Annotated in this window: 20 protein-coding genes and 1 tRNA gene; 10 read left to right on the top strand and 11 right to left on the bottom strand. The window is 67.7% G+C overall.

Annotation, left to right across the window (positions count from 1 at the left end):
- Positions 1-95 precede the first annotated feature (95 nt).
- From DEJ11_RS05860 to DEJ11_RS05870, 3 genes are all read left to right on the top strand, one after another.
- Positions 96-722, top strand: coding sequence for a hypothetical protein (locus DEJ11_RS05860; protein ID WP_146250024.1), 627 nt, complete (start codon positions 96-98; stop codon positions 720-722).
- A gap of 155 nt (positions 723-877) precedes the next feature.
- On the top strand, positions 878-1,399 hold the full coding sequence (locus tag DEJ11_RS05865) for a hypothetical protein (RefSeq protein WP_017885892.1): 522 nt from the start codon (positions 878-880) through the stop codon (positions 1,397-1,399).
- Between the two features lie 228 nt (positions 1,400-1,627).
- Positions 1,628-2,149, top strand: a complete 522-nt coding sequence (locus DEJ11_RS05870; RefSeq protein ID WP_111102942.1) for a hypothetical protein — start codon at positions 1,628-1,630, stop codon at positions 2,147-2,149.
- A 132-nt stretch (positions 2,150-2,281) separates the two neighbouring features.
- Here DEJ11_RS05870 and DEJ11_RS05875 read toward each other — a convergent pair whose 3' ends face one another.
- On the bottom strand, positions 2,282-4,438 hold the full coding sequence (locus DEJ11_RS05875) for a RecQ family ATP-dependent DNA helicase (RefSeq protein ID WP_220038313.1): 2,157 nt from the start codon (positions 4,436-4,438) through the stop codon (positions 2,282-2,284).
- Positions 4,439-4,503: 65 nt separating this feature from the next.
- The gene (locus tag DEJ11_RS05880; protein WP_111102943.1) at positions 4,504-5,979 is read right to left on the bottom strand and encodes a hypothetical protein; all 1,476 of its coding nucleotides are present in this window, start codon (positions 5,977-5,979) and stop codon (positions 4,504-4,506) included.
- Positions 5,980-6,049: 70 nt separating this feature from the next.
- Here DEJ11_RS05880 and DEJ11_RS05885 point away from each other — a divergent pair, with 70 nt between their 5' ends.
- The 4 genes from DEJ11_RS05885 to DEJ11_RS05900 all read left to right on the top strand — a co-directional run bounded on the left by DEJ11_RS05885 (position 6,050) and on the right by DEJ11_RS05900 (position 8,168).
- The gene (locus tag DEJ11_RS05885; RefSeq protein WP_111102944.1) at positions 6,050-6,880 is read left to right on the top strand and encodes an endonuclease/exonuclease/phosphatase family protein; all 831 of its coding nucleotides are present in this window, start codon (positions 6,050-6,052) and stop codon (positions 6,878-6,880) included.
- Positions 6,877-7,458 (top strand): DUF2238 domain-containing protein, encoded by a 582-nt coding sequence (locus DEJ11_RS05890; protein ID WP_146250025.1) that lies wholly within the window; start codon positions 6,877-6,879, stop codon positions 7,456-7,458. The genes DEJ11_RS05885 and DEJ11_RS05890 overlap by 4 nt, the downstream gene beginning before the upstream one ends.
- 137 nt (positions 7,459-7,595) lie before the next feature.
- Positions 7,596-7,669 (top strand) — tRNA-Pro (locus tag DEJ11_RS05895).
- A 316-nt stretch (positions 7,670-7,985) separates the two neighbouring features.
- Positions 7,986-8,168, top strand: a complete 183-nt coding sequence (locus tag DEJ11_RS05900; protein ID WP_111046587.1) for a hypothetical protein — start codon at positions 7,986-7,988, stop codon at positions 8,166-8,168.
- A gap of 1,125 nt (positions 8,169-9,293) precedes the next feature.
- Here the strand turns inward: DEJ11_RS05900 and DEJ11_RS05905 are convergent.
- Positions 9,294-9,812, bottom strand: a complete 519-nt coding sequence (locus DEJ11_RS05905) for a GNAT family N-acetyltransferase (RefSeq protein ID WP_111046585.1) — start codon at positions 9,810-9,812, stop codon at positions 9,294-9,296.
- 1,085 nt (positions 9,813-10,897) lie between these two features.
- Between DEJ11_RS05905 and DEJ11_RS05910 the strand changes: the two genes are divergently transcribed.
- Both DEJ11_RS05910 and DEJ11_RS05915 read left to right on the top strand, forming a co-directional pair.
- A complete protein-coding gene (locus DEJ11_RS05910) occupies positions 10,898-14,194 on the top strand; it encodes an SGNH/GDSL hydrolase family protein (RefSeq protein ID WP_181437750.1) in 3,297 nt (1,098 codons plus the stop codon).
- Between the two features lie 86 nt (positions 14,195-14,280).
- Positions 14,281-14,742, top strand: coding sequence for a hypothetical protein (locus DEJ11_RS05915; RefSeq protein WP_111100753.1), 462 nt, complete (start codon positions 14,281-14,283; stop codon positions 14,740-14,742).
- A gap of 596 nt (positions 14,743-15,338) precedes the next feature.
- Here the strand turns inward: DEJ11_RS05915 and DEJ11_RS05920 are convergent.
- Both DEJ11_RS05920 and DEJ11_RS05925 read right to left on the bottom strand, forming a co-directional pair.
- Positions 15,339-15,770: a hypothetical protein gene (locus DEJ11_RS05920; protein ID WP_111046582.1), complete on the bottom strand. Its 432-nt coding sequence runs from the start codon at positions 15,768-15,770 to the stop codon at positions 15,339-15,341.
- A gap of 598 nt (positions 15,771-16,368) precedes the next feature.
- Positions 16,369-16,674, bottom strand: a complete 306-nt coding sequence (locus tag DEJ11_RS05925) for a hypothetical protein (RefSeq protein WP_146248656.1) — start codon at positions 16,672-16,674, stop codon at positions 16,369-16,371.
- 83 nt (positions 16,675-16,757) lie between these two features.
- On the opposite strand from DEJ11_RS05925, the gene DEJ11_RS05930 reads away from it, so the two are divergent.
- A complete protein-coding gene (locus DEJ11_RS05930) occupies positions 16,758-17,141 on the top strand; it encodes a hypothetical protein (protein WP_111046580.1) in 384 nt (127 codons plus the stop codon).
- 16 nt (positions 17,142-17,157) lie between these two features.
- Here the strand turns inward: DEJ11_RS05930 and DEJ11_RS05935 are convergent, their stop codons facing one another.
- The 6 genes from DEJ11_RS05935 to DEJ11_RS05960 form a co-directional block, all read right to left on the bottom strand.
- Complete coding sequence (locus DEJ11_RS05935; protein WP_111102946.1) at positions 17,158-17,820, bottom strand: ABC transporter ATP-binding protein; 663 nt, start codon at positions 17,818-17,820, stop codon at positions 17,158-17,160.
- Positions 17,817-19,109 (bottom strand): hypothetical protein, encoded by a 1,293-nt coding sequence (locus tag DEJ11_RS05940; protein WP_111102947.1) that lies wholly within the window; start codon positions 19,107-19,109, stop codon positions 17,817-17,819. Before DEJ11_RS05940 ends, DEJ11_RS05935 begins: the two co-directional genes overlap by 4 nt.
- On the bottom strand, positions 19,097-19,801 hold the full coding sequence (locus DEJ11_RS05945; RefSeq protein WP_284176687.1) for a hypothetical protein: 705 nt from the start codon (positions 19,799-19,801) through the stop codon (positions 19,097-19,099). The genes DEJ11_RS05940 and DEJ11_RS05945 overlap by 13 nt, the downstream gene beginning before the upstream one ends.
- A 438-nt stretch (positions 19,802-20,239) precedes the next feature.
- Positions 20,240-20,872: a hypothetical protein gene (locus tag DEJ11_RS05950; RefSeq protein ID WP_111102950.1), complete on the bottom strand. Its 633-nt coding sequence runs from the start codon at positions 20,870-20,872 to the stop codon at positions 20,240-20,242.
- Positions 20,873-21,103: 231 nt separating this feature from the next.
- Positions 21,104-22,927 carry an LAVTG motif-containing sortase-dependent surface protein gene (locus DEJ11_RS05955; protein WP_111102951.1) on the bottom strand — a complete coding sequence of 608 codons (1,824 nt, stop codon included), beginning with the start codon at positions 22,925-22,927 and terminating at the stop codon, positions 21,104-21,106.
- 232 nt (positions 22,928-23,159) lie between these two features.
- Positions 23,160-23,345 carry a hypothetical protein gene (locus DEJ11_RS05960; protein WP_111102952.1) on the bottom strand — a complete coding sequence of 62 codons (186 nt, stop codon included), beginning with the start codon at positions 23,343-23,345 and terminating at the stop codon, positions 23,160-23,162.
- Positions 23,346-23,373 lie beyond the last annotated feature (28 nt).

A 23,373-nucleotide genomic window follows, 5' to 3' on the forward strand; every position in this document is an offset into this window, starting at 1 on the left:
AGAACGCGCCCCGATCCGTCGGGGCGCGTTCTGCGTTCGCGTCCGGCCTGGAGGCCCGCAGCGGGTCCGCCACACCGGTGCGGCATCATGGGGGCGTGGGTACCGGGCCGTGGGCAGCGGACCGACGTCGGCTCGCCCTGGTGGGTGTCCTCGTCGGTGTGGTCGTCGTGGGTTCGGTGTCCCTGTGGATGATCTCGCACGCTCCGGACGACGGCGACACGGTCACCCGTGCCGATTCCGTGCCCTCCGAGCCGGCGCAGTCGCCCGACGTCCGACTGCCGCCGTCCAACGGCCTCGAGGAACCGATCGAGCCGGAACCCGTCCCTCCGGTCGACGGTTCGCCCATCGACCCGTGGTGGCGCCGCGTCCCGCCGGTCTCCGGTGACATCGTCGGCATCGGGGCTGCGGCCTCCGGGCACGTCCGGATCGCCGGGAACACGGGCGACGAGACCCTCGCGGTGCAGATCGACCACCTGGAGACCGGCGGGGACGGCCCGGTCGACGTCGTGCTGTCCGCGGGGACGGTGCGCGGTGGCTCGAAGCCGGTGTGGACACCCGCCGGGGAGTCCTACGACCTGTTCCAGGCCGCCGGGGTCGAACAGGGGCTGACCGTCGTGCTCAGCGACCCGTGGTCACTGCCCGACGAGGTCCGCTCCCTGGTCCTGCTGGACGCCGACACCGGGACCGTGCTGGGCGGCGCGGCACTCGTCCCGTCGGACTGAGTGGGGCCGGGGTGAGGCTGGGCGGGGTTGGGGTGCGCTGCGCCGACGTAGAACGACGGTGTCGTGGTCGTCCGAAGTCGACAGTGTCGTTCCGCATCGGTGCTCGTGGCTGTGCCGCGTCCGCCGCCACCGCCGGGATGGGGCACGATGTACTGGTGACGCAGCAGAACGACGGACTCGGTGTGCTCGCCGACCGCGTGTGGTGCCGTCTGCGGCTCGACCGGTTGGCCGGAGGTCGGCAGTCCGGGTACGTGATCCGCGAGGACATGCTCGAACACCCGGACACTGTCCGTTCGTTCCGGTGGATCCGGTGGCTGCTCGTCGCGGAGACCGTCGTCGGACTCACCGCCATCGTGGTCGCCGTGCTGCTGACCCGCGCAGGGGAGTCCCTGTCGTGGGCGGTGTGGTTCCGGTCCACCGTGGTGCTGCTCATCACCCTGACGCTCTACGTGTTCGCCTGGCGTGCACAGCTCGGGTACTACTGGGCCTACCAGCGGCTGCGGTTGTTCAGCCGGATCTTCCCGATCGTGACGCTGATCGTCGCGGCGATCCCCGGGCTCTACCCGTTCTGGATGGTCATCGAGCAGATCCTGTTCTCGGTGCTCATGGTCGGGATCGGCGACGTGCTGACGAGCGACCACATGCGGGCCACGTTCCCGAAGCCCGCGCGGCGCTGAGACTGCCGTCGGCCGCCGTGGCTCGACCCCGTTCTTCGCGCGTGGCGCGCCGGAGCGGTATCCGGTGGCTGGCGGACCGCGTGTGCGACAACCTACGAGTCGATCAACAGGTGGACTGTCGCGGAAATGGTGCAGAGCCGGTGTGCGCGGGCCGCAACCGGATCGCTGCCAACGCAGGAGAGAATCGAGCCGTGCTGGATCACATCGACAGAATCATCTAGGGGGAAGATGAACGGCTCAGGCAAGCTCATCGCTCCGATCGTGTTCCTGACTCTCCTGACGGGGTGCTCGAGCATCGACGACAACCGATCCGAAGCTTCCGAACCGGCAGCCCCGAGCATCTCTCCCGAAGTCGAGATCCGTGCCGCGAAGGCGCGGACACAACGCGTCGAGCTCGAGATCGCCGACGTCATGCCCAACCGAACAAGCGTCCGCCAGCAGGAGAAGGGTGCGCTCTTCCCGTGTGGTGAGCACCGGCGTCAATGGTCGGGCGGCACGAACGTCGTGACGACCGATGAGCCTGACATGGACGCGGTCGTCGCGGCTGTCGAGAAGGAATGGGGTGATCGGTCGGGCTGGGCGATCGACAAGCGTCAGGACACCGTGGGACTCCCGACCATAGACATCTCGACCAGCGACGGCGAGGGCTACCTGATCTCACGAGGGACCGATGCGAAGACCGTGCACATCAGATCATCGTCGTCGTGCTTCGCGGTGCCCGACGTGTTCTCCGGAGGCGGTGCCTGGTAGTCGAGCGGGGCGGGTGACGGTTCTGGTTCGCGAATCCCGCAGATCGTGTACCGGAACCGTCAGAACCCTGGACAAGCGTGATCTTCCACAGCGGCGCAGCGCAACGCCCGCAGCACCGGGCAATGATCCGGCTCAGGCGACCGTGGCCAGGGCGAACGGGAGCACGGCGGAGGCCCCGGCGCGCCGGAGCTCCCGGCCGGCGACGGTCATCGTCCACCGGCTGTCGACCAGATCGTCGACGAGCAGCACCGGGCCCTCGTGCGCCTGCAGGGCGGCGGCGAGCGACGGATCGACCACGAAGGTGTCCCACACGCCGGACAGTCGGTAGGCGCTGTTCGTCGCACCGTCGCCACGAGGGGTCCCGCCGGCACGGCCGAGCGTGCCGAGGAACTGCAGCCGCCCGATGGTGGACAGCGCCTGGGCGAGGGACCCCACGAGCTCGGGCCGTGACCGCGAGGACATCGCCACGACGCCGGTCGGCCGGGTCTCCCACGGCCAGTCCTTGAGCGCCCGGACGCAACCGTCGACGAGTTCGCGCGAGATCGGGGCATCGGGGGTGGACGTCGAGAACAGCGCACGCAGTGGACCGCCCCAGCCGAGGTCGGTCAGACGCGCCACCGCACGGCCGGGCTGCACGAGCTCGTCCGGGCCGATCTTGCCCCGCACGGAGACCCCGAGCGACGACATCCCCGAGGGCCACTGGGCACGCGGGGCGATCTCGACACCGACCTTGTCGAGCGCGGCCGCTGCACCGGACGAGTCGGTGTCGGACACGGCCGTCGGGAACCACGCCCCGGCGCAGTTGTCGCACCGGCCACAGGGCTCGGCCGAGGGGTCGTCGAGGTCCTGCTGCAGCAGCTGCATGCGGCAGGCCGAGGTGGACTCGTAGTCGAGCATCGACGCTGCCTCCGCAGCACGGGCCGCTGCGACCCGCTCGTACCGGGGCGCGTCGTACTCCCACGGCTGCCCGGTCGACACCCAGCCGCCGGTGACGCGTCGGACGGCGCCGTCGACGTCGAGCACCTTGAGCAGGAGTTCGAGGGTGGAGCGCTTGATGTCGACCAGGCCCTCGAGCGCCACGGTCGACATCGCGGTGTCGGTGGACAGGGCACTGAGCACGGCGGCGGCGCGGGCCTCGGTCGGCATCGAGGCGCTGGCGAAGTACTGCCAGATCTCGCGGTCCTCGCGCCCGGGCAGGAGCAGGACGTCGGCGTTGTCGGTCGCACGACCCGCGCGACCGATCTGCTGGTAGTAGGCGACGGGCGACGAGGGAGCCCCGACGTGCACGACGAACCCGAGGTCGGGCTTGTCGAACCCCATGCCGAGCGCACTCGTGGCGACCAGGGCCTTCAGCTCGTTGCCCTTGAGCTGCTGTTCGAGCTGTTCGCGCTCATCGGTGTCGGTGCGCCCCGTGTAGGCGCGGACGGCGTACCCGTTGTCGCGGAGCAGCCGGGCGATGTCCTCGGCCGCCGAGACGGTGAGCGTGTAGATGATGCCGCTGCCGGGCAGGTCGCCGAGGTGCGCGAGGAGCCAGCCGAGGCGCTGCCGGGCATCGGGCAGCGTCAGCACACCGAGGCGCAGGGACTTGCGGGCGAGCGACCCACGGATCGTGAACACCGGGTCGGCCGGGCCAGCGGTGAGCTGTTCGGCGACGTCCTCGACCACGCGCTCGTTCGCCGTCGCGGTGGTCGCCAGGACGGGGACGCCATGGGGGAGCGAACGGATGAGCTCGGCCAGCCGGCGGTAGTCCGGCCGGAAGTCGTGGCCCCAATCCGAGATGCAGTGTGCTTCGTCGACCACGAGCATGCCCATCCGGGCGATCAGGGTCGGCATCTGCTCGTCGCGGAACTTCGGGTTGTTCAGCCGCTCGGGGGAGACCAGCAGTACGTCGACCTCGTCACGGGCGAGGGCTGCCTGGGTCTCGCCCCACTCGTGGGCATTCGCGGAGTTGATCGACACCGCACGGACACCGGCCCGCGCGGCAGCGGCGACCTGGTCGCGCATTAGGGCGAGCAGCGGCGACACCAGGACGGTCGGGCCGCCCCCGCGTCGGCGCAGCAGCAGCGTTGCCAGGAAGTACACCGCGGACTTGCCCCACCCGGTGCGCTGCACGACGAGGGCGCGTTGCCGGTGCTCGACCAGCGCCGAGATGGCCTCGAGCTGGCCGGGGTGGAACACCGCGTCGGGGCGCCCCGTGAGCGCAGCGAGCGCCTGCTGCGCCTCGGCGGCGATGTCCGCAGAGGGGGACACGGAAGACGACGCGGTGGACCCGACACCAAGACCAGACATGCCCCCATGCTGTCAGCACCGACCGACGTAACGCAGGTCGTGCCTCCAGGCTGTGGAGAAGCTCCCTACTGGTAGGTGACCAACGACGGCGTCGGCTGCACGTCCCGCATCGTCTGCGCGGGCGTCAGCATGGGCGTGTCCTCGTCGTAGAAGTTCTTCCATCCCCAGTGCAGCCCATCCGGCGCGCCCTGGTGCAGTGCCTTCCACGTCGCCTGCTTGTCGGGCTGCGACCCCTGCCCGTCGACGTGCACGAGCATGTCGAGCTCCGGGTGGGTCTGCAGTGCGGAGCGGTCCTGGATCATCGACAGCCGGAACTGGTGCAGCACCAGGGCCTTCGGCGGCAGCCCCTCGTCGCGCACGAGTCCAGCCAGCCACGAGGACACCTCGTTCACCTCGGACGCCGAGACACTCCCGATCTGCTTGAGCGGCACCTGGTCCTTCGTCAGCCGCCACTCCGGGTCGAGCGCCAGCCAGACGCCCGGCTTCTTCAGCAGTGACTCGTACTTCTTGGCCTGCGACAGGAAGTCCGACCGCCCGGGCTGCAGGTCGATGATGACCGGCATGTCCGCATCGTGCGCGGCCTCGACGTAGGGCTCGAGCGTCGACACCGGCAGCTCCGTCGAGTAGTCGCCGTCGGCTCCGGCGTCCCCGGCGGCGACGGTCGCGATGACCTCCATCGCGGGCGTCACGAGCTCGTCGGACTCCGCCCGGTACGGCTTCGCGACCTGCTCGGCACGCTGCACGGTCTCCTTCGGCCCCTGCTCGCCGAGCACGCCCAGCGCCGGAGCCCCGGGAGCCCCGTACAACGCGACGTACCGGTGCCCGTCGAACGGTCGCTGGCCGCCGTTCCGCAGCTGGAACCCGCCCTCGGCAGCCCGGACCGTCCACTCCGGGTCCGGGAGGGCCTCGAACGCCGCACCGACCAGGACGGTCGGGTGCTTCGCCCGTTCGTGCAGCGCCGTCACCACGTCGGGTGCGGCAGCCGGGTCGGCTACACCCTTCGGCATGGTCACGACGCGCGCGCCGGCGGCCTTCGCGGTCGCCACGGCAGCAGCGTCCGCACTCGCGTCCGCCACCACCACCGTCGCCTGCCGGGAGGCCCGGGTCGACTCCGGCGCGTCACCACCGTCCGGCGCCTGCCGCTGTTCGACGTCCGTGTCGACCGACACGTCGCCCTCGGCCTGGTACCAGTCGGCACCGAGCCGGTCGAGCTCGCGGGCGACGGCGGCGCTCTCGTTCTTTGCGGTCAGCAGCACCGGGACGTGGGCGCTCGCCGCAGCCTTCGCCGCACCACGGATGCCGTCGGTGTCGCCGGCCCGGGCGACGACCGCTCCCGGGGCACTCGCGAACAGCGCCTTGCTGACGCGGACCGACCGGGCAGCGGCGTCCGAGGCATCGGCCACCGTGACGGTGTCGGCCGAAGCCTTCGCCAGCGTCGGGCGGCTCGTGTCCGGTCCGCTCGACGTGCACCCAGCGGCTCCGAGCAGCAGCCCGGAGACCGCGATCGCGATCAGGAGACGAGGGGTGGAACGTGAACGCATCGAGCCACCATACGAGCCAGACGGAGAGGTCCCTGGGAATCCGACGGGTGTCGTCTCGTAGAAGGGAGGCATGCCCCACCACCCCGACGACCGCCCGCTCATCGGACCGGTCCGGTCGCCCGAGGTGCACTGCATGACGCTCAACGTGCGTCGCCGCGTGCCGCGACAGCCGACCCACCCCGACGCCTGGGAGCGTCGCCGCGACGCCGTGCTCGCGCTCGTCACGTCCGAAGCGCCCACCGTCCTCGCCGTCCAGGAGGCCCTGCCCACGCAGGCGGACGAACTCACCGCTGGCCTGGGGTCGGGTTGGGAGCCCGTCCTGGCCGGACGGGGAGCGCGTGGCGGTGGCGAACAGGTCGGCCTGTTCCTCGACCGCTCCCGCCTCGACGTCGTCGAGCGCCGCACCTGGGCGCTCTCCAGGTCGCCCCACCGCCCCGGGTCGCGGTCGTGGGCGACGTCTTTCCCCCGGCACGCCGTTGGAGCCGTCGTCGACGACCGCGCGACGGGCATCAGGTTCCTGGCGATCGCCACCCACCTCGACGTCGCCTCGCCGTGGGCCCGGCTGCGGTCCGCCGAACTGCTCGGCCGGATCGTCCTGCAGCGCGGCCTGCCCGCCGTGGTCATGGCCGACTGGAACAGCCCCGCCGGTTCCGCACCATGGCGAGCCCTGGCGGAGGCGGGGGTCGAGGACAGCTGGGGGCGGGCCTCCAGGCAGGTGGGTGAGCCGTACGGGACGTACCCGCACTACGGGAGTCCGCGCGTCGGTGGCCGGCGGATCGACGGGGTGCTCGTGACGTCCGAGGCGGAGGTGGACCGCGTCGCGGTCGACGTGCGGCGGCCGGGCGGCGTGTGGCCGTCCGACCACGCCGCCGTGCACGCGGTCGTGCGGTGGGCGTCGTGATCGCCACGCTCGGACCGACGTTCCTGCGGCCGCGGTTCCTGGTAGCCGACGTGGTGCGGGCGCTGACGATCGTGAGCGTCGTCGTGGCGGCTGTCGGGTGGGGTGGGACGGCATTCCCGGTCATGGCGCTGGCGCTGCTCGGTGTCGTGGTGCCGCGGATGCTCGGGCTGCGGCCGGCCTTCGACGTGGCGGTGTGCGTGCTCGTGCTCGTCGCCGGGTGGTCGAGCGTGCTCGAGTGGTACACGACGGTCTTCCTGTGGGACAAGTTCATGCACGTCGTGCTGACGGGGCTGCTCGCGGCGGTGCTCTACGTCATCGGTGCCGACCTGCGCGCTGTGCCGGCCCCGCACGCCGAGCGCCGGGTGGTCGTCGCGGTGCTCGCGCTGTGTGCGGGACTCGCGGTCGGGGCGGTCTGGGAGATGGGGGAGTGGCTCGGGCACAACTTCGTCGACTCGAAGATCTTCGTCGGGTACGACGACACGATCGGGGACCTGGCGGCGGACGGGTCCGGTGGGTTGCTCGTCGGGCTCGGGTTGCCGTGGTTGGCGGCGCGGCGCGAGGTGGTGCGGCGGGGCTGAGCGTGTCGTTCGGGTCGCGTTGCTCCGACTCGCCGTGGCACGGAGGGGGTCTGACGTCCGCTATGCTGGACCGGTCGCTCGCGCTCCGGTCGGACGCGGGCGAGGATCCTCCGGGATCCTGAGTTCTCCGGAACTCGCGGGCTGTGGCGCAGCTTGGTAGCGCACTTGACTGGGGGTCAAGGGGTCGCAGGTTCAAATCCTGTCAGCCCGACCGAAACGTGTGTGACACGACGGCAGAAGCCCACCGAGGATCTCGGTGGGCTTCTTCGTTCTCATGGCTGTCGTTGGGTCGTACGCATGGGGTGCCTCACTGCGACGTTTAGCGGACCACCCGTGTGCGACGTGGGTCTTCTGACCCCTGCGGCCCGGTCGATTCAGACACCGCGTTGCGCGACGGGACCGGCTTACGAGACGTTCCTACCGGGGCTCGTCACCGAACGAGTGCCTTTGTCCATCGAGGCGAGTCGGACACCAGCTCATGACGGCGACGATAGATTCGCGGCATGACCCCTCGACGCGTTGTACTCGTGACGCTGGGTGCACTGGTCATCATCATCGGCTTCGTGTTGATGGCCCACTCGGACGGCAGGCTCGACCGTCTGGTGGCTTTTCTCGTCATCTTCGCCGGGTTCGCTCTAGTCGTGTTCACCACGGCTCGACCGGGCCAAGCGGCGCTCGCCCGCTACTGGAGCAAGTACGAGAAGAAGTAGCCACGACACATGTCACTCCTGCCGGACCGTTGAGCGCTCGTCATGCAGGACACGGTCAGGGCCGTCAGCCCCGCCCGGTTGTGGATCCCTATCGGCAGCCGATCCGACCTCACCTGCCGTCACTCGGCGGCCCCGGTAGAGTCGGTGCGAACGCCGAAGCGGACGAGATGGGGGATCTCGATGCGCAGGATCGTGTCGGTTGCAGTGATGGCCGTTCTCGCTTGCACCGTTGTCGGTTGCACTGACAGTTCCAAGCCTGACGTCACTCCGGCCCCATCCTCCGACCAACCGTTGGCTTCGGCATCTGCGGTCTCCGAGAGTGCTCCGGCCGAAGATCACGAGAGGACCGTGACGGCGAATGGAAGCGTCACCGGCGGTCCCTCATCATTCGTCTACACCGTGGCATCGGGGGACGCCGTGACAGGAATTGCTGCGCGTTTCGGTCTTTGCACTGCCGACATTTACCTGGCCAATGAAGACCCAGAGGTATATGGGCACGAGCTTGCGGTCGGCCAGCAGCTCACTATTCGCCGGATGGTCGGACCGGGTCATACAACGGAGCAGTGCGACCAGCCCTACCCAGACGGCGTGTACTGACCATGCGAGAGCGAGACTTGCAGGGTCCGCCTACCCAGCACGGCTGGAAGTCAACACCAAGTGCGGTGTTGTTCTGGGTACTCGCGGTGGTCGGGCTGCCCATCATGGCCGGCGCGTGGTTGTGGCTCAGTCTTGCCTCGTTAGAGGAAGCTACAGAACAGCCGAAGGCCGTTGCTGCGGGCACCACGATGGCTGGCACGACGCTGCTCGTGGGCGGCAACCCGCTGGCGCTCACCCATGTCCTCGGACTGGTCGTCCTTGGCGCGGTAGCAGTCAAGGGACGGTGCCACCGGTGGACGGGAATGATCGCAACCCTGGTTGCAGTGCTGTCGCCTCCGCGGCTGGGATCGCGTTCGTATTGATCCTGAACGGCGGGCAGCTGCTCACTCCAGTGAGTGGTTCATACGCCCCGTAGCCGCTACCGGCGCGCAACATGATGCTGAGGTCCCTCGACACGTGTGGGCCGACGAGGCCAGATGAGTTCCGGCGTCCAGTAGCGCATCGGCTACTGAGACATTTGGGCCGGTTCTATGAGCCGGTCACACTTCGTGTCATAACGATGCTGCCGTAGCGCTTACCGGGGAAGCGCACGTCGTCGACGTGCTCGAAGCCCCAACGCGCGTACATGGCGACAAGGTGCTCGGCCGGTGCCGCAGTGTCGAGTCCAATCCGCGTGATACCGTTCCTCGCGGCCCACGCGCACGCGACGTCGAACAGCGTTCTGGCGACGGCGCGACCGCGCAGTTCCGGCCCGACCGCCACTTGGCACAGCCATCCGGTGCCTGGCTTCTGAGCATGCTCCGACAGTGAACGGACGTCGTCCGGTGGAGGCGCGGACATCGTCATGCTCGCTGCGACACGGCCGTCGTTCTCCACAATCCAGCAGACGCCCCCTGCCACCCGCTGACGGGTCGTCTCGACGTCCTGGGTCGCTGCGGTGAAGTTCAATCCCGCATCTTGAAGCTCTCGGTAGGCCGAGTTCAGAAGAGCCGTCAGCTCCACTGCGTCCTCAGGACGGAAAGGACGCGGCTCGACGTTGGTAGTCACTCTGCAAGCCTAGGAGGCTGCCTCACGGTAAGCCGGTCCCGCCCGCCGACGCCCGGATCGGGATCGGCTACTGGACTTCTTCTTCCTCCCCTTGAGCTGAGGGATTTGCCCTATCCGCTTGCGCGGGTGGGACGACGCACGCCTGTCGCCCTGATCTCCGCATCGCCTTTCTTGCTCGTCTCTTGACAGATCCACAGGTTGGGGTCGAAGGTAACTGTCATGGGGACGGATCGGGGGGCTGGCGCTGAGGACCAGCCCGCGGAACGGCTTGAGCGCCTCGTTGCTGAGTCGCCCGGGTCAGTGGTTTCTGCGCCGGAGCAGGCGCAAACCTCTCGTCGAGTCCTCGGTGCGGTGGGCTTGCTTGCGGGTATCGGTGTTGTTGTGGCCGTGGGGTTGATTGCCGTTTGGCACTTCGTGTTGTCGCACGTTGTGCGTGCGGCCATGAGTCATTGGGCCGGTTAGTAGAGATCTGAGGCACGTCCAGCATGGGCAGGGCCGTGTGGGCGTCATTTGGGGGAGAGATGGCTGAGTTGTGGTTGCGTCGACGTTCGTTCCGTACCACCGCAGTGGCGGTTCTGGCGTGCGTGGCAGTGTTTGCAGGAGGTCCAGCACTGGCTGCCGCGCCGCCTGCTGCGGATCCGGACGCCTCGTTGCCGCCGGTTCAGAGCCAGGGGGATGCATCGCAGCAGGTTCCGGAAGGCGACCGGCGTCAGGCTCTTGGATCTGAGTGGGCGTCCTCGGGGGATGCCGCGTATCAGCTGGTGGGGACGGCTGACGGTCTCGCGGTGGTGCGCGGCACCGCGAAGGCGGGGTACCGCTGGGAGACGTTGGCGCAGATCACCGTTCCGGGTGTTGAGACGGACCGGTGGATTGGGAACTTCTGCCTGACCGCTGATGCGTCGCGCATGGTTGTGGTTTATGCCCCGCGGACGACGACGAACTCGGAGCAGGGGTTCGGGGAGGGTGCCTGGGCAAGTGTCGTGGACACGAAGACGGGGGAGCAGTCCTCTCTCGGCCGGGGGTACAGCATCTCGTATTCCAATCCGGGCTGTGGAGCAGGGCAACGAGTCGCTTTGATGCGGTCCGTGGACGATGCGACGTCAATTGCGAGCTTTGACGCGGTGGACAAATCGAGCCAGTGGACGGCTGACATCCCGCGGCAGCTGACATCCCCCGTGCCACTTGCCGACGGGTCAGTGCTCGGCGCCACTGCTGGGAAGATTGTTCGTGTCCGTGACGGTGGTGCGGTGGAAATGGTCGCCAAGACAACCGGTACCGCCTTTGATTTGGTCGTCGCCGGAAGTCGGCTGACGTATGCCGAGTACAAGGGTGCGACCGCCACGGTGAAGACGGGGACAGTGCCCGCGACGGGGACGGCTGCGCTCCGCTCAATTGGCTCCGGGAAACTTGAACAGGTCGGGGTTGCAGCGGATTCCCGCGGCCACACCTACGTCCTCGGCGACCTCAAGGCAGCTGGTTCGGTCCCGGATGGGATCCGTACGGCACCAGAGGTGCAGCCGGGTGCGGACATCTCGACGACGGGGCTAGTGGCGACAAGCGACGCGGCATCCCCGTCCACCCTTGGTGGTAGCGCCGCTGGTGACGCAACGATCGGGGTGCAGTCTCTCGAGACGGGGAAAGCCACAACGCTCGAAGTCCCTCCGGCGGGCGGGGACGTGACTTCTTCGCCAGTCGGTTCTCCTGCCGCATCACGGTCTCGGGTCGCCGCAGCTGCGGTGGGCTCGAAGTCGAATCCATCCGAAACGGAGCGCACGTGCGCGGTGCCCCGCAACGACCCGCGCGCACAGGCGCTGCAGCCCAAGCCGCGGCAGGTCGAGTGGGCCGTCAACCGGATCGTCTCCGGCCAGCTGACCATCTCTCGCCCCGCGAACTGGAACAGCACCGGCATGGCCGCGTACAAGCCAGCAGACCTGTTCCCGACGAAGGCGCTCTCCGGCGGCGGACGCATCCCCTCGCAGGTGCTCCTCGGGATCCTCGCGCAGGAGTCTAATTTGTGGCAAGCGTCCCGCTATACGAAGCCTGGAGCGACCGGGAACCCGCAGATTGGCGTGTTCTACGGCAACCCGCAGGCCGCAGGTGTGAATGACAACGCGTTCTGGGCGGTGGACTTCTCGAACGCCGACTGCGGCTATGGAGTCGGGCAGGTCACCGACGGGATGCGTCTCGCCGGCCGCGAGCAAGGCCGCGTTACCGCACTTCCGGTCGCGAAGCAGCAAGCCATCGCCCTCGACTACACGGTGAACATCGCTGCTGCGGCGCAGATCCTGACGGACAAGTGGAACCAGAGCCGCGCCGACGGCACCACCATCAACAACGGCGACCCGACGAAGATCGAGAACTGGTTTGCAGCGGCCTGGGCGTACAACTCCGGCTACCACGCGAAGGGAGAGCCCGAGTCGAACGGCGCGTGGGGGCTTGGCTGGCTGAACAACCCGGTCAATCCGGCCTACCCGGCGAACCGGAAGGCCTTCCTCGATGGCAACGCGGCGGACGCCGCACACCCACAGGACTGGCCCTACCCAGAGAAGATCATGGGGTTCGCGGCGAACTCGCTGACCTTAACCGAGAAGCAGACCGCCGACGCACCGCCGACCGAAGTGGGCGGGTACCGCACCGCCTGGTGGAACGGCACCGACGAGACCGCTCCGAAGAACCGCACGGCGGTGAAGCCCCCGCTGACAACCTTCTGCCAGCAGGGCGTAAACGAGTGCGCACCGATCTACACCGGCTACTGCTCCCGCTCCGACCTGCACTGCTGGTGGCATGGAAACGCGACCTGGAAGAAGGACTGCGACACCACCTGCGGCAACGAGCTCTACCGGTTCGCCCCCGCTGCCGACTACATGACCGAACAGCCCAACGGGGAAAGCTTCCCGCCTGCCTGCACCCGTACCGGTCTGCCGAGTACCGCGCGAGTCATTGACGACGTCCCGATCACGACGGACGCGGGAACCCTCACCGCCAACCCGACGAGAGCTGGATGCTCTCGAGTAGCCACAGAGGGGTCATTCCGATTCGACTTCGGTGCTGCCGGTGCATCCGGTTCGTACCCGTCGAAGATCGACACGCACCAGCTCGGCGGCGGCTTCAACGATCACTTCTACTTCACCCACACGTGGGCATCCAACAACACCCCGGCCTCTTCCGTGACTGGCACGTGGACGCTCGGCGGCAGTCTCAAACAGTGGGGAAGAGTCTGGATCCACACCCCGGACAACGGGGCATGGGCGAAAGACGCCCGCTACGACATCAATCTTGGCGACGGACGCACCAAAACCCGTGTGCTCCCACAACGCAACTGGTCCAACAAGTGGTCATCCGTTGGGGTGTTCCAGTTCAATGGCACACCGTCGGTATCGCTGTCGAACATTACGAACGACGCCGACGACAACGCCGCACGAGACGACGTCGCGTGGGACGCCGTCGCATTCGAGCCGCTGTCCGCGAAACCGAAGGACATCGTGGTCAACATCGGCGACTCGTACTCCTCGGGCGAGGGAGCGCCAGGTGACACCCCTGGCGGCTACATCCCGGTCAGCGACACCAACGGTGATGATACCTACTACCAAAACGCATGCCACCGCTCGGTGAACTCCTGGACCAACCGGGCCGTCTTGCCCGGAGCGACAGCCACTGTGGCCAGCCGCGACAGCACACGCGACGCCACGCTGGACTACCACTCCGTGGCGTGCTCGGGCGCGCAAGCGACGAATCTGCTGACGACGAAGCAATGGGAACCACCGCAGCTGTCGCAGGGGTACCTCGATGAGAACACCACCCTGGTGACGATGTCCATCGGGGGGAACGACATCGGGTTTGGCGACATCATCCGCGGTTGCATCTTCAAGGGTGTCTGCGAAGACAAGCAGAAGCCTTCCGCATACGCGGCACTCGACATTCTCAAGGGCCGCCTCGACGCCACCTACACCGAGATCAGGCGGCAAGCACCAAACGCCAAGATCGCGGTGATGGGCTATCCGAACATTTTCGAGGACGGCGTCAAATGCGTCGCGGGGATGAAGGAAGCCGACCAGGCGTGGCTCGTACAGCTCGGCGTCGACCTGAACCAAACGATCAAGGACCGCATCACGGCGCAGAACGCGGGCGCGAAGATGGTGTTCATGGACCCGGCGCCGGTGTTCAAGGGGCACAACGTCTGCAGCGCAGACCCAGCCATCCACACAACTCTGCCGATCGTCACGAACCTTTACGGTGCCCGGCGCAGCGGCGAGAAGGCCTGGTTCAACATCCCCGTTACCGAGGGCGCAGACGCGATCTTCGCGGTGTCGCAGCAGAGCTTCCACCCGAAGGTTCTCGGTACTGGCTACGAAGCGAAGCTGCTCGAGGCAGCCCTCAAATAGCAGCCCGCCGCTTTCAGACCAGGCGCCACTCGCCGCAGCACGGGTGGACGGCCGTCACAGAATGCTGCTGTCACAAGGGGATAACTATGGAACTGACCAGCAACCGCCGCATCGTCGCGACACTGCTCGCGTTCGGACTCGCCGCCGGCGCCCTCGTCGGGGGAAGCCAGACCGCCGGCGCCAGCCCGGCTGCCGCGGCCACCACCGCCGCTGCGTGCACCGACGGAGGCGAGACAGCGGACAACTTCGTCGCGTACAACATGTACGTTGAACTTCGCCGCAGCGCCAAGTGCGGAGGCACCGCCTGGTTCCGCATCAACTACAACGGCGGCGGCATCCAAGGCAACGGCGAAGTCACGCTCCAGCTCAAGTCCCGCACCGGGACCGTCTCGTCGGTATACACGAAGGACGTCCTCAGTGCCAGCCCGTCCTGGGTGAGCCCGTACTACACCGGTTACAGCCAGGCTCGGTTGGTCTACAAGAACAAGTCCGGTGGTGTCGCCAACCGCACGGGAGGGTGGAAGTCGATCTACCAGGAAGCACGGTAGTTCGACCACTTACGACTGAACGGGCTTTGAGGCTTCCTATCTCAGGGCCCGTTCAGCGCTTCATCCGACACCCTCGGGGAACGATGCATGGCACTGATCCACCTGATGACCCGGACCCTTCACATGACGGATATCCAGCCGTTGCCCGACCGAGAGTTCCTGCCCTAGGACGTCGTCATTGCTCAGGTAGATGTCCGCAGTGCAGATGCCAAACCGCTGCGCGATCGCTATCACCGCGTCTCCTTGTGCAACCCGGTACCTGTACCCGTTCCCGTCAGCGGTGCTCGATCCCGCGGCGCCGGCACGAGATCCCAGATCAGAGGGATCCGCAGAGACAACCCCCACGGGAGTCGACGAGGCGGACGGCGTAGCCGTTGGCGACGCCGATGGGAGTGGCGACTCTCGATGCGCGGTGCAACCGGTCAACAGGACCCCGCTTACAACAGCAACGACCACTGCCGTAGTCACTCGATTCACTCTGCCCCCTTAGCTCAGTGGACCCAGCATAAGGCGCGCCTTCGACAGGGCGACTCGCCGCCCGGTGGACGACGTCTTGCATCACTTCCAGCCCCGCTGACATGCTCCGAGAAGCAGCATTATCGGAACCGGGCCGCGCCGACTCGGTATCCGTGTGCGCGCATGGCGGCTTCGACGGCGGTGGTGATCAGCTTGCGCTGGTCGGTGTTGTCGCCGGCGGTGAGGGCGTTGAGTTGCACGGTGCCGATCGGCGTGGTGCTGTCAAGGATCGCGACGAGCTGCTCGAGGGGGAGCTGGCTACGGGTGTGGAGGGTGTGCAAGTGGCGGGCGATACCGTCGCGGAGATGCTGTTGGAGCTCCTTGGTGAAGGTGGCGTCGTCGGCGTGTACCCAGCCGGCCTGTCGGTAGGTTCGGCGGGTGGCATAGACAGTGCGTGCGAACGTTGCGGCCGCAGCAAGGCCCGCCAGGACCCAGGTGGCGGTCGTGCCGACGGCAGCGAGCCCAACTGTGATGATCACGCCGCTGATCAGCGTGGCGAGGATCCATGGCACGTCGGATCGTGTTGCAGCGTGCGCGATGCTACGGGCGGTGTCGGCGATCGCGGTGACTTCTGATGCTGCTGGTTTCGGGACGGGAGCGCGGCTGATGGGTTCGTAGGTGGTTGCAGTCCGTTGAAGGGGAGTCGTGGAGCGGATCTGTCCGTCGACTGAGATCCGTGTCAACTGCCCATCGCCACCGAGAGCGCTCGGTCGCCTCCGGTCCCTCCCGAGCCTTGCAGATCGCGAACGGCTGGGAGCCCTCCCGGGCAACACCCACACTGGCCATTGCCTGACCGGCGCAGGCCCAGGAATGCGCCGACACCCACCGCAGCAATGCCTCCGAAGAACGAAAGGCTCATGCTGCTGAACCAGGGCGCGTCCGAGCACCCGGTGTGTGGAGGTTTTGGGCAGAGCCCGTAGGCGTACAGGTTCTCGTTGAACACGTAGCCGGTTGAGATGACCACGGCCACGATTTCCGACCACGACGAATGCCCAGTTCATGACCAGGTCGCCGCGAGCAGCATTCCCTTCCCGAGGTGTGCTTGTGGTGCGTGTCCTCGTTCACGAGTGCTTCGATCGGTTCTTCTCCACCGGCCAGCTCCGTATCTGATCACGAGAGCGGCTGTCGCCGGATCCACACGGTCACCCCGAGGTGAGCGATGCCGGTCGCAGCGAGACAGACCATTGCCCACCCGACGACGCTGTGCCCGGTGGCGAGCCAGAAGATCCCGAAGGCGAGGACGAGGGCGGCCAGGAGAGCACCGACCAGGAGCAGCAGCAGGCTGGTCACGGGGGTGGCGTTCAAGGTGAGCTGCACGTCACGCACCCAGGCCGGGGTCCGCACACGATGCACGAGGATCGCGACCGTACCCACCAGGACGGCGATGCTCGCTGCAAACAGACCTGCTTCAGCCATGGCGAGATGGTACCGGCGAAAGGTGCATGCTTCGGCTGGTCCGCAGCCTCGAACGCCCCGGCTGACGCTGACAGGATGAGTTCGTGCAGATCGAAGACGTGGACGAGCGGCACTACGGCACCGAAGGCGAGCGCGACACGTTCGTCGTGCACTTCTTCCATGGCCCGAGCGGCGAGACGGTCGCGCCCGACTGGGACGCCACGAGTTGGGCGGTCAGAGTGATCCGCGTCACCGACGCGACGTACCGTGCGGCGTTTGCAGAGGCCCGGCGGATCGCCGCAGGCGAGGTGTTGCCGACACTGTTCTCGGTGTCCCTCGAGACCGCGGAGCCGAGTGGTCCTGGGATCCTGCGACTGTTCGGGACCGACCTCAACATGGAGGGACTCGAGCTCGAGCCCGATTCACACGCGGCGAAACGGGAGATGTTCGCCGAGTTCTTCAGCCGCGACCGTTCTGCGCGCGCGTGATCGGGCCTCCAGCCCATCACGCGCCGCGCGCGATGAGCTGCTCGTGTTGTAGCTGCAGTCGACGTCCACATCGCTGTGCAATGCGCTCACTGTGGGTGACGATCACGAACTTGGTTCCCGCTTGCTGCAGCCGATCGAAGAGGGCGAGCACGTCGTCTTCGGTCGTCTCGTCCAGTGCGCCGGTGGGCTCATCGGCGAGGACGACGGCAGGGCGCTTCGCGATGGCTCGAGCGATCGCGACGCGCTGCGCTTCTCCTCCTGACAGTCGTCGTGGGCGCTTGCCAGCGAGGTGGCTGATGCCGACCGCCTCGAGAGCCTCATGCGCTCGGTCGGCGGAGTCAGCGCGAGCAGGAACGCCGAGCCGGACGTTGTCGAGCACGCTCCGGTCGCCGAGCAGGCCGTGGTCCTGGGTGACGATGCCGATGTGTCGGAGTCGATGCGCCGCCATCCTCCGTGCGGTGCGCTCGAGCACGTGCCCGTCGTGCTCGTAGGTCCCGCCGAAGTCGGTGTCGAGGCCGGCGAGGATCCGGAGCAGTGTGCTCTTGCCGGATCCGCTGCGCCCGGTGATGGCTACTGAGCGATCGGCTTCGCGAAGGTCGAAGTCGAGTCGGTCGAACAGCGCTCGGGTCGATCCGTCGGGCTCGGTGATGGTCTTGGAGACGTCGCGCAGCACGATCATCGTGGGGTACCTCTTCGGCGTTGGGTGGTCAGTTCGATGCGGACGGCTCGTCGACCGAGTGCGCCGTCTGCCACACACCAGAGGAGCAGGGCGGTGCCGGCTCCGAGTCGTGCCATCGCACTGTCGTTGGGGAGCAGCGCGCTGGACGTGAGGAACAGCCCGAGCGCGGCGGTGTACTCGGTCAGGCGGCTTGCGCGGAACAGTCGGTTCGTGGCATCCGGGCTCCTCCCGAGGAGATGGTGCACCCGCGCCACAGGCGCTCGACGGTGATGCAGGAGCCGGTGGAGGAACGCCGTGATGATGCCCACACCCGCGGTGAGGACGACGAGCAGCGCGATGACGAGCAGCAGGTTGTCCTGGATGAGCTGGCGGATGAGGGAGAGCTGCACGAGGTAGGTCGGAACTCCGAGCAACGTGTACGACCGGAAGCCGGTGTCGTCTCCGATCGCGTCGAGACGCGCGACGACGTCCCCGAAATCGAGGCTGGGATCGACGGCGAGATCGGCGTTCAGCACCTGGAACACCAGGCGCCCGAACAGCTCGGGATCCAGTCGGTCCAGTGCTGCTCGGTCGAGTCCGGCGAGTGTCGGTGGGTACGGCACGATGATGGTGTCGTCGAGGTAGTGGTTCGCTTCACCGCGGAAGTACATGGCGCTGTTCGGTTCGAGGAAACCGACGACTTCGAGCTCCTGCTCCTGCAGGATGACCGCTCCGGTGAGTCGCTCTCCGAGCTCGTACACGCCGCGGTACTCGTTGCCGAGCAGCACCGGGATCCGGCCGGATCCCCAGTCGACAGCGCTCCACTCGATCGGCTTGCCGTCCTGCACGGAGAGCCCCGCGAACTCGTACGCAGTCTCGTTGGGCTGGATCGACTTGATGTCCTGGACGCTCCGTCCGGACTCGTCCTGGTACTTCCCGTTGAGCGTGTACTCGGTCCCGTAGCCGACGTCGAAGCGGTCGTCGCCGCGGAAGTCCTGGACGGTGACGGGCTGGTCGTACGAGGAGATGAAGTCGAATCCGGGCTCGTCATCGATGCGGTCGACGAACGAGGCGACGTCGTCGAGCGCGTGCTGGTCTCGCCGGATCGCTTCGAACGCATCCGGGTCGAGATCGTCGACCACCGTGTAGAGGTCGGCGTCGGCATCAGCGGACAGGCCCTGGGCCACTGCCTGCGAGGTGGACTGAGTGAACGACGCCACGTTGTACCAGCAGAGTGCGAGCAGCACGAGCAGGACGATCTTGGCGGAGATGATCGTCCAGTTGGACCGGAGGTCCTTCAGCAGTTCCATCGACGGCTTCCCTGCCAGAACGAAGCGACGGACACGGCAAGCACGACGGTTCCGACCGCGACGACTGCGGGGGTGACGTCGAGGTCGAGGATGGTGGTCTGCCTGATGACCGCCGCGCCCGCGAGGGCGGTCGTGCAGGCGGCGGCGCCGATCACAGCGACTCTGGCGGCCGCGCTGCGAAGGGTGTTCAGCGGTCGGATCCCGGTGGTGAAGCGGACGGCGGCGGTGCGGAGTTCCCATCGTCCGGCCTGAAGACCTGCGACCACGGCGATGAGCATGACGACGAGCGCGCCGAGCGCGACCAGGACCGGCGACACGGCGTCGACGTTCGTCCTGCGGTTCGTGCCGTCGTCGATGATCTCGATGCTCCTGCCGGGGAACTCTGCGCTGTAGTGGCGGACGCTGTGCGGGCCGTCCAGGAGTAGCCGCTGTGGTGACGCTGAAAACCGCGACGGATCAGCGAGGACCACATCGTCGGACAGCAGACTGTCGGCTCTGACGCCGAGACGTCCCACCACGTTGTACGGCTTGCTATCGACCGCGATGTCGTTGCCGCGGACGGCAACGTCAGCGCCGGCGAGGGCTTCGCCGGGGCGCCCGGTCAGTGCGTGTCCGTCATGCAGCGGGACGTCTGTCCACCGGCCGGACAGGATCGCAACGGCGCGGACGCCATCCTCGAGTTCCACGAACACCTTGGTTCCCGGTTCGAACGCGCTCCGCGCACGCTCGAGCTCGTCGAGTGTCGCGGTCATCCACGCGCTCTGGCCCGTACGGAGGTCGTTGCCTTCCGCGGCGATGACACGTCGGCGAGCGTCGAACACCCCGATCAAGACCGTCAACAGCATGGCCAGCAGGAGCAGGCCCGCGATTGCCGTGATCTGTTGCTTCGTCACGTCTTCTCCTCGTGCAGCAGCGGGCGTGCTGACACTAGCCGTTAACATGTCAGACGCGGATCAATCTGTCGAGCGGGCGTGCTGGATCGCCGCAGAAGCGTCGTTCTGCTTCAGGCGCCTTCCATTCGAAGGGCCGTGCTGGTGCCGTGACGCTCATCGCTCATCCGAGCGATGTCCTCGTCCGAGCGAGGTGCTCTCCCGGTCGACCGCACCGGTCGCAGCACTCGCTCCGGCTGGTCAGAGCTTGACGGGGAACGTGGCGAGGAGGGCGATGCCGGCGAGCGCGCCAACGACGGCTGTGATCAACAGGACATCTCGCAGTCGCTCGCGCAGTTCCCGTTGGGACAGGGCCGTGAGGAACAGGACGAGGGCGAAGAGGACGGTGAGGATGGAGTAGTTGTCCGCCCGTTGGTTCATCTCGAGCGCCCGGGCGAAGCGTCGATCCGCGCGATCGGCGAGTGCGGTAGCGGTGGCGGTGCCCTCGGGGACGTAGGACCGCTCGGCGAACGGTCCGGCCGCTGCTTTCCCGTCCGCCTGCCAAGCCTCGAACGCGGTCCGGAGCTCCGGGGTGAACCGTTGCTCGACGTAGTCCCGGAGCACCGTGTCGTTGCGTGCATCAGCGAGGACCCACTGCACCCAGATGGTGAGGTCCCACTGCCGGGCGTCGCGCGCTTCAGAGGTCGCGTCGGCGGCTTGCACCCGAGCGCTCGAGGCCTGGCCGAACGCGATCGACATCTCGCCGCTCCACTTCGATGCCTGGAACCCGCACCAGGCGGTGAGGACCGCGGTGATCGAGAGGATGAGGACGGTGATGAGCTCGCGGTTCGAGCGCCAACGTGTCCGGCGATCGGACTGCCCTGTACTGCTCATGCCTTCTGCTCCCGGCCGTCGGTCCGTTGAACGGAACACCACCTTCGTCGTGCTGGGGGAGGCGCCCATCGCCCGGAGCGGGTGAACTCGGCGAGGACCTGGAGCGAAACCACGGACGGACTGGAGGCACGGTGCCAGCTGGCACCGTGCCTCCAGTCCGGCCGTTACCCCGCTGGGGCGGGGCGCCGGGACAGGCTGGTCATCTCAAGAAGCCGCGGATCCGCGTCGGTGTCACTCGGGGGGTCGCAGGCGACGCCGGCGACGCAGCACCAGCGTCCCGGCGCCGGCCAGGAGGAGCAGTGTCGCGAGCAATGCCGGTCCGACAGGTGACTCCGCTCCGGTCGCGGCCAGCGTGCCCGTCGCCGTCGCCGGGATCGTCGCCGGGGTCGTCGGTGCGCCGGCTCCCTGCAATGCTGGTGTCACGGTGGGCGTCGGCGTGGGCTCCGCGGTGGGCGTCGCGGTCGGTCCTGGGACGGCTGCAGCGATCAGCGGGCTCTCGGCCATCGCCGCGCCGGTGAGGCAGTGCTTGAGCTCGGTCTCCTTGACCCAGTGCGACCCTGCGGCGACCGCACGGCACCCCGAGGCGAACGCGATCTCCCGCTCGTTGTAGAGCATGCGCACGAGCGGCGTGTAGGCCGCTCCGGTAGCGGGGTCGATACCCGCACGCGACACGACGTCCCACTGCACGTTCGCAGCCATCGGCGTCACCTGGGAGCCTCGCCACGGGTTGGTGGCGTACCCGTAGACGTCGGCGTCGGATGCCGGAGCAGCGTTGTCGGGCGCGGCGACGGTGGAGCCCGGCAGATGCAGCAGCGCAGCGAACGGGATGATCGTCTCGGCGTGCGCGAAGCGGAAGGTCGCGACCACGTCACCGCCTGCGACGCGGGCGTCGATCGTGGCAAAGAAGTCGTCGAGCAGGGGGTCGGCGATCGAGTAGGTCTCGTCGTGCCCGGCGAGGCTCGGGCCCTTCTCGTAGAAGTCCTCGGCGTCGAGCAGGTACGCGAACCATTCGGCATCCGCCGGCCGGCCAGCGAAGTACTGCGCGAAGTCGAACTGGTGCGGAGCGACGTTCTCCTCTTGCATGTCGGCCGCGATGATGTACAGGTTGTACAGCGACATCGCCGCATCGACGGTGCTCTTGATCGACTTCTTCGGATCGCCGCAGGCATCGGGATCGGCTTTCGTGTCGGCGCCGGGCGCGCACGCCACCGCGCCGCCCTTGGAACCGTCGGCGGTGTTGTACCAGGTGTGTGCCTTGTCCGTGCCGATCGCGGCGATGAACCCGGGCGTGAAGATGCCGGAGAGCAGATCCTGCGCCGCTTCGACGGATCGCGGCTTCGCCTCGATGTACTGCAAGGCCGCGGCGATCGTGCCGCCGTCACCCGTCTGTGCGGCGACGTAGTCCTCGTACGCCTGGGCGCGCTCGCGCTCGGGCGACCCTTCGGCCTTGTCGGTGCCGTCCGGGTTCTCGACGTCGTGGAAGTAGAGCAGGTCAGGGCGCGGCTCGAGCTTGACGCCCGGTGCCCCGAAGCCCCGCAAGAAATTCTCGCCCGACTCCGTCGCGCGAGACTCACCCGAGGTCTCGGCGACGACACGCCCGCCCGTCTTCGCCGCAGCTGCGAACAGCTGCTTGTTGCGCCGCGCGGCCCGTGCTCCGATGCCCTGGTGCTGGGCGGCGCCCTGACCGGTGAGCATGCCGTAGCCGTTCGCGACGTTCGCCGCGGTGATGGCATCGAGGTTCGCGGAGAACTCCTTCCCGATCTCCGGCGTCAGGAACCCGTTCTCGGCCTGCGCGGTCGCGGCGAGACGGTGCAGCAGTGCGTCGTACTTGTAGGCGGAGAGTCCCCGGGATCCGTGTCGGGCGACCGACTCCGTGGCGACGGGTGTGTAGCCCGTCGGCGCCGGCGAGTAGGCGTCGATGTCCGACCGGCTGGGGGCGATGTAGGGCTGCTTGCTGCTGGTGAAGCTGGCCTCGTCGGCGTGCGCCGGTGTCGCGAACACCAGCGAGGCGAGGGCAGCGACGGCAACGCAGGACAGTGCGGTGCGGGTGTTCATGGGTCCTCCGGTATCGGGACCCTCGGGCAGCGGTCCGACAAGCAGAGGTAGCGGCAGCGGGTGAACAGCCCTTGACCTGGCGGTGACCGGACGGTGCTGCCGGGTACGGCGACGCGCGTGGGACGCCACGACAGAGGCGCAGGCCCTGGACGCGTGCCACTGACGGAATGGAGGCCCGGTGCCAGCTGGTACCGGGCCTCCAGTCCGTCAGTTGCGGGCCACCGAGACCTGCCTAGCTGTGCCCGGATCGTCGGGTCAACTTCGAGCTGACGACGCCGTAGAGCAGCCAGGCGACGACAACGACGAGTGCGACCATGCCGTACATCGCCGGCAGGGCGCCCTGCACCAAGAACGGCACGAGCAAGAGACTGACCACGCCGAGGACGGCCAAGGTGATCTTGTAGCTGCGAGGAGACATCAGACCTTCCTGACTTGCACTGGCTGGC

It is taken from the genome of Curtobacterium sp. MCLR17_058 (assembly GCF_003234705.2).
In the GTDB taxonomy this organism is placed as follows: domain Bacteria; phylum Actinomycetota; class Actinomycetes; order Actinomycetales; family Microbacteriaceae; genus Curtobacterium; species Curtobacterium flaccumfaciens.